This is a genomic window from Chitinophaga sp. (assembly GCF_036566945.1).
GTDB lineage: Bacteria > Bacteroidota > Bacteroidia > Chitinophagales > Chitinophagaceae > Chitinophaga.
Genome location: NZ_DATCVJ010000921.1, coordinates 1 through 7,545 on the forward strand (window position 1 = coordinate 1; position 7,545 = coordinate 7,545).

At 46.9% G+C, this 7,545-nt stretch carries 4 protein-coding genes; 3 read left to right on the forward strand and 1 reads right to left on the reverse strand.

Annotated features, from left to right (window positions below; all coding sequences use genetic code 11):
- Positions 1–145: 145 nt before the first annotated feature.
- From VIP81_RS27710 to VIP81_RS27720, 3 genes are read left to right on the forward strand one after another with little or no spacing between them, the layout of a single operon-like run.
- Complete coding sequence (locus VIP81_RS27710; protein WP_331969110.1) at positions 146–3,193, forward strand: TonB-dependent receptor; 3,048 nt, start codon at positions 146–148, stop codon at positions 3,191–3,193.
- 22 nt (positions 3,194–3,215) lie between these two features.
- Positions 3,216–4,793 (forward strand): RagB/SusD family nutrient uptake outer membrane protein, encoded by a 1,578-nt coding sequence (locus VIP81_RS27715; protein WP_331969113.1) that lies wholly within the window; start codon positions 3,216–3,218, stop codon positions 4,791–4,793.
- A 9-nt stretch (positions 4,794–4,802) separates the two neighbouring features.
- Positions 4,803–6,137, forward strand: a complete 1,335-nt coding sequence (locus tag VIP81_RS27720) for a sulfatase-like hydrolase/transferase (protein WP_331969116.1) — start codon at positions 4,803–4,805, stop codon at positions 6,135–6,137.
- Between the two features lie 103 nt (positions 6,138–6,240).
- On the opposite strand, the gene VIP81_RS27725 is transcribed toward VIP81_RS27720, so the two are convergent.
- Positions 6,241–7,545, reverse strand: a 1,305-nt coding sequence (locus VIP81_RS27725; RefSeq protein WP_331969120.1) for a DUF6770 family protein, incomplete at its 5' end; no start/stop codon positions are given.

A 7,545-nucleotide genomic window follows, 5' to 3' on the forward strand; every position in this document is an offset into this window, starting at 1 on the left:
CCCCCTTTTAACTTTTTATAAAAAATCTTATTATCCTATAGGATTTGTAGACTATAAGATATATTTTTGTCCCGGTCAATGAAAGAACACAGCACCAACATTACTTCCAGCTGATTAAAGCTATCAAACTAACATAAATAACTGAATGAAAAAGCTTTCACTTTTCATGTATGGCATTGCCATGCTATTATCTTTTACTGCCCGGGCCCAGCAACCGCCGAAAATTACAGGACAGATAAAATCAGGTAAGGGCGAACAACTACCAGGTATTAATATCCTCGTTAAACATTCCAGGGCAGGCACAGTAACAGATGGGCAGGGCCGCTACGCCATTAACGTGGCGCCGGGAGATACCCTCGTGGTCACCGGTATCGGATTTAAAAAACAGGAGGTACCGGTGAATGGCCGCGAGCATATAGACCTGCGCTTGTCTGACGATGAAACGGCATTGGGAGAAGTAGTGGTAGTGGGCTACGGCACACAAAAGAAAAGTGATCTGACCAACGCGGTATCACAAATCAAAGGCGCCGATATTACCCGGCGGCCCGTATCAAATATTCAGCAATCGCTGCAAGGCATTGCTCCCGGCGTGACCGTACTCGACAGAGGCGGCGCTCCCGGCGCTTCTGCGGCTACCATCCGGGTGAGAGGGATTACTACCTTCAACATCAACAACAGCAGCACCAGCGGATACGACCTCGGTAAAAATGATGCACTCGTGATCGTGGATGGGATAGAGCAACAAATGGCTTATCTCAACCCGGAAGATATTGAATCCCTTTCGGTCCTGAAAGATGCCGCTTCCACGGCTATCTATGGCTCCCGCGCTACTAACGGCGTTATTTTAATTACCACCAAAAGAGCAAAAGCCGGCAAGGTGACCGTGAACTATAACGGTTATTACGCCTGGCAGCAAAGCATTAACAAACCTGAAATGATGGATATTGAATCCTATATGCGCGAACAGGTGGTGGCGTATACCAACGCCGGCGTAGCCGTGCCGGCAAGGTTTACAGAAGCATCTATTCAGCAATACGTGAACGCTACCGACAGGTACAAATATCCTTTACCCAATACCTGGTTTCAAACCATGCTGAGAACAGCGCCTCAACAGAGTCATAATTTATCACTCGCGGGTGGCAACGATGTGGTGAAAACCAGGATGAGCGTGCGTTACCAGGATCAGCAGGGCATCGTAAAAAATTACGGTAACCAGCTCAGTGAAGTCCGGTTGAATACCGACTACGTTCCCATCAACAGCCGTTTCCACTTTGGCGGTGATATCCACTATCAGAATAATGCTTCCAATGCCCCGTCTGTAGCACCTTTTAATAATATGCTGCATGGCTCACTCTGGGCGGTACCCAAATATCCCGATGGCACCTATGGCTTAAGTACACAGGGTAACAACCCTTTGATGTTTGATGAAATTGGTGGCTTATCCAAACAAACAATAGATTATTTTAACGGCAATGTAAAGGGAGATGTGGAACTGCTGAGGGGCCTGCGTTTCTCCACCCAGTTCGGCGCCCGTGTCATATACACCCAGCAGAAGAATTTTGTGAACGCCTATACGAACACCGATGTAAATACCAACATCACCAAAACGGTGGCGAACAACTCGCTGACAGAAGTACGCAATAACCTGCGCGAATATACGTGGAACAACCTGCTCACCTACGACCGTTCCTTTGGGAAGCACGACCTGAAAGCATTGGCAGGATATTCACAGATCAGCAATAAACAAACATTTCTGACGGCTTACCGCGAACGTTTTTATAACAACGACATCACCTCCATCGGACAGGGTGCGAATGATGGCACCAAAAGCAATAGCGGCAGCGATGCAGCTTATGGCCTGCGTTCCTACTTTGGCAGAATCAACTATGCCTACGCCGGAAAATACCTGCTGGAAGTAAACGGCCGTTACGATGGCTCTTCCCGTTTCGCCGACAATAAACGCTATAGCTTCTTTCCTTCTTTCTCCGCCGGATGGCGCATTTCACAGGAAAATTTCTTTGCCTCCTTACTGCCGGTGGTCAATGACCTGAAGCTGAGAGGTTCCTATGGGACTACTGGTAATCAGTCGGTAGACCTGTACAGTTATTATGATGCGCTCACCGCTACCAGTTACACTTTTAACGGTGTGCCGGTGCAGGGCTATCGTCAAACAACACTGGCCAATACAGATTTGGGATGGGAAAGTACCACGCAGCTGGACCTTGGTCTGGATGCAGCATTCCTGGACAAACGTTTGACGCTGACCGCAGATTACTACCGCAAGCTGACTTCTGATATCCTGCTGAACCTCGATATTCCCGCTACCGTAGGATTAAACGCACCACCGCAAAATGCCGGCGCCGTGGAAAATAAAGGCGTAGAAATAGCCGTGAATTACAGCAGCAAACAAACCGGTAAAGTGCGTTATAATATAGGCGCCAACGTTAGTTACAACGAAAACAAGGTGACCGACCTGAAAGGAACAGGCCCTTATATTACTGGTTCAGATATTGATCCCCGTTATATTATCAAAACAGGGCTGCCTATTAATACACTCTGGGGATACCAGACGGATGGCCTGTTTCAGACCCAGGAAGAAATTAATAAGTATCCTACGCTCGCCGCCAATACCAAACCCGGTGACGTGAAGTATGTAGACCGTAACAACGATGGTAAAATAGATGCCAACGATATGACGAACATCGGGGTATCTTTTCCAAAGTATACTTTTGGGTTGAACGCCGGTATTCAATATCATAACTTTGAGCTGAACATCCTGATCCAGGGCGCTGCCAAAGTAGATACCCGCTTATCCGGTGCGCTCGCGGAAATGGGTGACCAGGAAGGGTTCACGCATAAAATTTACACCAACAATTACTGGACGCCGGAAAATACCAATGCCCGTTTTCCAAGACCCATCAAATACGATTTGCGTAACGTGGCGACCTCCGACCGCCTGGTAATAGATGGTTCTTACCTGCGATTGAAAAATATACAGCTGGCGTATCATGTGCCGGCAGCAGTGAGCAAACGGGTCTTCCTCAGCAATGCCAGAATTTATGCATCTGCTACCAACCTGTTCACCATTTCCAAACTCAATGAATGGAACCTGGATCCCGAAGCGGAATCCGGCAGGGCAGTCTACTACCCGCAAACTTCGCTGTACACCGTTGGTATTAACCTGCAGTTTTAATGCTGTGCAAAAATGAATTGTTATGAACTTAATCAATAGAAGTATTTTTCTTTTTCTCCTGACCGCACTGGCAGCCTGCAATAAGAACCTGCTGGATACCACACCTACTGACAGACTGGCCGTGAACGTCTTCTGGAAAACAGAAGCCGATGCTAAGCTCGCGGTAAATGCGCTGTACCTGGACCTCGACAGTACCAACATCCTGGCATTGGATGCACTCACAGATATTGGGCATACCAACCAAAATTTTGACGTACAGGCATACGTGGAACTGGGCACCTACGATCAGTCCAGTGCCAAAGTATACGGAGAATGGAAGAGCGCCTATAAAGGCATTCATGCAGCCAATTATTTCCTCGAAAATGTAGATAAGGTAACCACTGTTACACCGGCGCTGATTAACCAGTTTAAAGGAGAAGCCAAAACATTACGTGCTTACCAGTACATTAAACTGGCAGGATTGTATGGAGATGTACCACTGGTAACTACCTCCATTACCCTGGAGCAATCGCGGACCCTGAAAAGAACACCAGTGTCTGAGATCTATGATTTCATCGACAAAGAACTCACCGATGCTGCCGCCCTGTTGCCCGCTACTTACACCGCCGCTGCCGACAAAGGCCGTATTGCCCGCGGCGCCGCCTGGGCATTAAAAGCCCGCGCCGATTTATTTGCTGGCCGCTACCAGCTGGCCGTTGATGCAGCAACGGAAGTTAACGGCCTCGGCTACACGCTGTACGACAGCTACCAGAAATTATTCAGCTATGCCGCAGAAAATAATAAGGAAGTGATCCTGGATAAACAGTTCATCAAGGACAACTATCCCAACAATATATTCGCCATATTAGCGCCGTATAGCCAAAAAAATGGTAACAGCTCCTATGTACCTACCAAAGTACTGGCAGATACTTACCAGACCAGCACCGGCAAAAAAATCAACAGCAGCGGCAGTAATTTTGATCCGGCACATCCTTACGACAACCGCGATCCTCGCTTGCGATACAGTTTGTTCGTAGACGGTGATGCATTACCTTCCGGGCTCATCTTTCACCCGGCGCCCAACAGCGGCACCGCAGATGCTATTGGCAGTACCTACATTGCCTCTACTACCGGTTATAATCTGAAAAAATATATCAACCCGGAAGATTATGTGAATCCCGGCAACTGCGGAATTAACATCATCCTGCTGCGCTATGCAGAAGTATTGCTCACCTATGCAGAAGCAAAAATAGAATTGAACCAGCTGGATCAAACCGTGTACAACGCCATCAATGCTGTACGGCAAAGGGCCGACGTAAACATGCCCGCATTGCCGGCAGGGCTTACCCAAAGCCAGTTGCGGGACGCGGTGAGGTATGAACGTACCGTGGAACTGGCCTTTGAAGGGCAGCGCCTCTATGATATCCGTCGCTGGAAAACAGCCGAAACCGTGATGAATGGGCCGGTATATGGGATTACCTGGAATAACAACGGACAACTTACCACGGTGCAGGTAGTATCTTTTAATCGTGCATTTGATAAGTCCAGACATTATCTTTGGCCCGTGCCGCAAAAAGAGCGGGACCTGGATCCGGCATTGTCACAAAATCCAAACTGGTAATTGTTATTTATGAAGAAATATTTCTATTGTTTACTGGCTGTGCTTTTCATCGCCAGTATGCCCGGGGCGTATGCGCAACAGCGCCCTAACATCATTTTTGTGCTCACAGATGATATGGGTTACAGTGACCTGAGTTGCTATGGTAATCCACAGATCCGCACGCCTTTCCTCGACCACGTAGCTGATCAGGGCGTAAAGGCCACCGGCTATATGGTAACGTCGCCTTCCTGCACGCCTTCACGGGTGAGCTTATTAACCGGACGTTATCCTACCCGCTCACAACTTAATTTTCCCATCCCGCCGGGATATAAAATCGGGCTGCCGGATGAAGATGTAACGATTGCAGAAATGCTGAAAGGAGTGGGGTATAATACCTGTATGATAGGCAAGTGGCACCTGGGAGATATTCAGCCGTATAACTTCCCGGTAGCGCAGGGATTTGATCATTACTTTGGTTTGCTGTATAGTCATGATTACCGTTCTCCGTATGTAAAGACAGATACCGTATTGAAAATTTACCGCGACAGAACACCCGAAATTTTCCGGCCGGCAGATACTTCTTTAACGGAACTGTATACCAAAGAAGCCATCAAATATGTGCAACAGCAAAAGAAAGACAAGCCTTTCTTTTTATACCTGGCGCATAATATGCCACACCTGCCGGTGGCTGCCGCCAAAAAATTCAGGGGCCATTCTGCCGGTGGATTGTATGGAGATGTGATTGAAGAGATAGATGCTAACCTGGCGCTGCTCTGGAAAGCACTGGAGAAACAGGGGCTGGCAGATAATACTATTTTCATTTTCAGCAGTGATAACGGTCCCTGGATCGATTACCCGGCGCGTATGTCGTCTGATGGCGTGATTAAGCCCTGGGATGTAGGCAGCACCGGTATTTTCCGTGGTAAGAAAGGAGAAACCTATGAAGGTGGACACCGTGTACCTTTTATTGTATACTGGAAGAATCATGTGCCGGCAGGTAAAACCATCACCGATGCATTTACCAGCATGGACGTATTGCCCACACTCGCCCAATGGACGAAAGCGCCCCTGCCCGCCGGCAGAACGCTGGACGGCGAATCGGTGGCGGCACTGCTCAGCGGGCAACAGGAACATGTGGCACACCAGCCTATTTACTATGTGAACAACGGTACGCCGGAAGCCATCCGGGTGGGCGACTGGAAGTTGAGACGAATAGTAGATAAAGCATCTGGTGCAAAAAATATCGAATTATTTAACCTGCAATGGGATGTACGCGAACGCAGCAACCTGGCATCGGAATATCCGGATAAGGTGAGTTCCCTGGAACAGCTGCTGGATCAGTATGCCGGCAATGCAGCGAATTAAGATACAGCCCCTCCCGTTATCGTATTGATGAGGGAGACTTCCCTTAAAAAGCAAGGCCGTCTCACATAGATGAGACGGCCTAGCTTTTTAAATATGTTCCTGCTTACACTTTCTCCAAACGGAGATCTATACGTTTATCTTTCTTGAAATATTCCAGGATCATTACAGAACCTGGTTTTGCAGGGAATACTTTCATTTTGCTGGCTTTTGATTTCAGCTGTATTTTGTCCTGTGTAAATTTGGTGCCGTTAAACCGGATCGTGTTAAACGTTTGCCCTTTGTAATCACTGTCTTTTACATAATCACTGAAGCAAACGGAAAAATTGGTATTATCATCATCTCCGGTAGTAAAATCATAATCGAAAGCACCAATGCTTTTCAGGTACATGGCAATCAGATGCTGGCTGTTGAAATCGCTGATGGAGCTGTTAGTAGCGGTGTTGTTTGTTTTGTCGTAGATTTTGGCGCCTGTTATTTTGAAATTGCTATCAAAGGTCATTATCACCATATCTGTTACCACTATTTTAGTTACACCAATATTATTGTTGGCGCCTGCGGCGGTGCTCAGTACTTTCAGGGCCATGCCACCTGCGCTGGCCTGACGTTTATAGCCTTCACCCACTACGTAGAAATTGCCGTTGGCCGCCTGTATCATGTTGTGGATAAACAGATAACCTACGTTGTCAATTTTTCCTTTGCTGGTAGCATGTATATATTTGGCGAAATCTTTCTCCCAGCTATTGTAGGCTTTGGAGATTATTTTTCCGTCTGTACTCATCACATAAATGGCCATTCCTTTACTGGCATCTTTGCCTACGCTGGCATCTTTATCGAAATAGGTACCGGCGATAATAAAATTACCAGTGCTTTTCTGCATGCTGATGGTGGAAGGCAATAACAAAAATTCATCGTCATCACCATCAATGTCAAATACTTTTTTCTTCGTAACAAAGTTGATACCCACAATATGCGAAGAAATCTTATGACTCATCAGGCGTTTTCTTTTCATTACCTGCAGAATGATCAGGCTGTCGGTGTTGCCAAGGTATTCTGCCGCAGCAAATTTTTCTTCATCATCCTGGGGAATATATTTCCAGAATCCTTTTTTATCGGATCCAAAAAAATCTACTTCATAGGTGCGATCTTTACCATCTCTCACCGGCATTACAGATACGTATCCCTGGGTACCTACATCAAATACGTTCTGATTGGTTCCTTCGTCTGTATGCAGCGTTGTATAGGCCTGCATCAGTTGCTCTGTTTTACGGCTATACTCATTGGTATACGTGTAAAGGAGTTTTCCTTCCAATGAATATATTTTCATGGTCAGCTGTCTTTCTTTTTCATCCTGAAAAAGAAAAGACAAGGTGCCGCCGTTATAGGCCGCTTCGAGCAGATTTACCTTTTT

Coding starts and splice junctions, on each gene's coding strand:
- VIP81_RS27710 (WP_331969110.1), top strand. CDS start 146: ATGAAAAAGCTTTCACTTTTCATGTATGGCATTGCCATGCTATTATCT.
- VIP81_RS27715 (WP_331969113.1), top strand. CDS start 3,216: ATGAACTTAATCAATAGAAGTATTTTTCTTTTTCTCCTGACCGCACTG.
- VIP81_RS27720 (WP_331969116.1), top strand. CDS start 4,803: ATGAAGAAATATTTCTATTGTTTACTGGCTGTGCTTTTCATCGCCAGT.